At 45.3% G+C, this 2,751-nt stretch carries 2 protein-coding genes and 1 tRNA gene; 1 reads left to right on the top strand and 2 read right to left on the bottom strand.

The features are described from left to right. On the bottom strand, positions 1-512 hold a 512-nt coding region (locus Q4B82_RS09420), incomplete at its 3' end, for a Clp protease N-terminal domain-containing protein (protein WP_303066204.1). Between the two features lie 194 nt (positions 513-706). Here Q4B82_RS09420 and Q4B82_RS09415 point away from each other — a divergent pair. Then, positions 707-796, top strand: a tRNA-Ser gene (locus Q4B82_RS09415). Between the two features lie 56 nt (positions 797-852). Here the strand turns inward: Q4B82_RS09415 and recJ are convergent. Continuing rightward, the gene (recJ, locus tag Q4B82_RS09410) at positions 853-2,562 is read right to left on the bottom strand and encodes a single-stranded-DNA-specific exonuclease RecJ (protein WP_303066203.1); all 1,710 of its coding nucleotides are present in this window, start codon (positions 2,560-2,562) and stop codon (positions 853-855) included. Positions 2,563-2,751: the final 189 nt, after the last annotated feature.

Below are 2,751 nucleotides of genomic sequence, written 5' to 3'. Positions count from 1 at the left end.
CGTTCGGTTAAGTCCAGCGTGTATTTTTTGAGGGCTTCGCGTTGGTCTTCGGCATTTTGTTCGTGAACGTTTTGTCCGTTGCGAATGGCTTGTATGGCTTGTTGTAAACTTTGTTCGCTCACGCCTGCGTTTTGCAACAGGCTGCCGGTACTGCCTTTTTCCAAAATCAATGCCAATGGAAACAATTCGGTGGCGATGAAGGTATCGCCCAAACGTGTGGCGGCTTTGTCCATCAAATTGAACACGTTTTGCAATTCGCGGCTCATGTTGATTTCGCCGCCCTGCCCCGATACTTGCGGCAGCGCGTCAATGGCTGCCTGAACATCGCGTTTGATTTGCGCCACATTGCCGTTGGCTTTGACCAACAATGCGCCCATGCCGCTTGTGGTGTCGTTGAGCAGCGTGTGCAAAACGTGAATGCTTTCAATGTAGGCATGGTCTTTGGCAAGGGCAAGGCTTTGCGCGTCTGCCAATGCTTGTTGCAATTTGGTGGTTAATTTGTCGTATCGCATTTTTTATTCCTTTTGAATTAAATTTTTTGATAGACATGATATAAGGCTGCCTGAGTGAAAAAACAAGGCTTGATTGTTGGTGAGCTTAAAAAAATTATTTTTTAAAAATCAAAAATATAGATTAAAAATACAAAAAACTTCACATTTTTCTTGGCAAAACCACAAAAAACCAGTATAGTTTACTGCTTCAAGACGGAGGCGTGGCAGAGCGGTTTAATGCAACGGTCTTGAAAACCGTCGAGGGTTTACGCCCTCCGTGAGTTCGAATCTCACCGCCTCCGCCACAATTTAAAGCCATTGCATTTTGCAATGGCTTTTTTGTTGGTAATTAAGCCGTGTTTCAGGACACCTGTTCCCAATAATCCACATACAACTGTAATTCATGGTTGCCTTTCCATTCGTTTACGGTTGGCCGATATACGGTACGGATTTTTTCAGGCAGCTGTTCTTGGCAACGCCAAAACATGGCTTCAAATTCATGGTTTTCTTTGCGTAACCATGCTTTGGTGTGTAAGCCTGTGCTGCCCATTTTTTGTTGGCGTACAACTTGGAATTCATCGCTGAATGTGGGTTGTGGGAAACCTTGTCCCCAAACTTGTTGCGCCAAAAATGTGGCATTTGCCAAATTGATTTCATTGGCGGGCAAGCTGCCATCGGTTAGTAAGGTTTGTGATAACGTATTTTCATCAACCAGTTCAGCGACCATTTGTTCAAAGGCTGCCTGAAAAGCATGGAGGTTTTCAGCCAAAATGGTTAAACCTGCTGCCATTGCGTGTCCACCAAATTTAATGATTAAATTGGGAAAACGTTTGGCGATCAAGTCCAGTACATCACGTAAGTGCAAGCCTGTGATGGAGCGACCTGAACCGCGCAATTCCCCTGCATCGGCTTGGGCAAATACAATGGTCGGACGGTAGAATTTGTCTTTTAAACGGCTGGCAACAATGCCTACAACACCTTGATGAAAGTCATCACGGTAAACCACAACGGTGGTTTGGTTTTCAGGCAGCCTTTCGGGAAAGGTTGCTAAGATGTTGTGCAACATGCCGTGTTCAATTTCTTGGCGTGTTTGATTGAGTGTGTTCAAATCTGTTGCGATTTCTTGTGCTGTTTCAAGGCTGCCTGAAAGTAGGCAGGCGATGCCAAGCGACATATCGTCTAAACGACCTGCTGCGTTAATGCGTGGTCCGATGGCAAAACCCATGTCAAAAGGTTGTGCTTTGCGTGGGTCGCGTCGCGCGATTTCAAATAATGCGCGTATGCCATGACACATCTTTCCTGCTCTGATGCGTTTTAAACCTTGTGAAACCAAAATGCGGTTATTGTGGTCAAGTGGTACCACGTCTGCAATTGTTCCTAAAGCCACCAAATCCAAGAGTTCAGCTAAATTGGGTTCTTTTAGGCTGCCTGAAAACCAATTTCTTTGTCGCAATTCGGCGCGTAAAGCCATTAAAACATAAAATATCACGCCTACACCTGCCAAATTTTTGCTGGGGAAGGTGCAATCTTTTTGATTAGGATTGACAATTAAGCAGTCGGGCAGTTGTTCAGCTGGCAAATGGTGGTCGGTAACAATCACTTTCATACCTAGCTCTTGTGCGCGGGCAACACCTTCTATACTGGCAATGCCGTTATCCACAGTCAGTAAAATGTGTGCGCCTTGTTGTGCGGCGGTTTCGGCAAGTTTGGCGCTTAAACCATAACCGTCTTCAAAGCGATTGGGCACAAGAAAATCCACGTGTGCCCCCATGCTGGATAGACCTTTGATTGCCACCGTACAAGCCGTTGCACCGTCTGCATCATAATCCGCTACTACCATAATGGCTTGGTTTTGCATGATGGCGTTTGCCAGATTGTTGGCTGCTGCTTCACAGTTTTTCAGTTGAGTATAGGGCAGTAATTCGGTTAAATTGTCTTGAAGTTCTCGGGCTGATGCGACATTGCGTGCTGCGTACAAACGCGCCAATAATGGGTTGGCACCTGATTGTTCTAATTGGGTTTGTAAAGCAGGATTGCTGGGGCGAATTTTGATGATGCATGATTGAGACATGGTTTATTTTTGAGACTACCTGAAAAAAAACGGTTATTTTAACAGATTTGTGTTGAAGAATTTGAGACACAATTTGGATATGGGTCTAAACATACCACAAAAGAAAACCGCCTAAACAATTGTTTAGGCGGTTTAAATTTGGCTCCCCGAGCTGGGCTCGAACCAGCGACCTGCGGATTAACAGTCCGT

It is taken from the genome of Alysiella sp., from assembly GCF_030525755.1.
Lineage (GTDB): Bacteria > Pseudomonadota > Gammaproteobacteria > Burkholderiales > Neisseriaceae > Simonsiella.
This window is presented reverse-complemented; position numbering and strand designations above follow the sequence as displayed.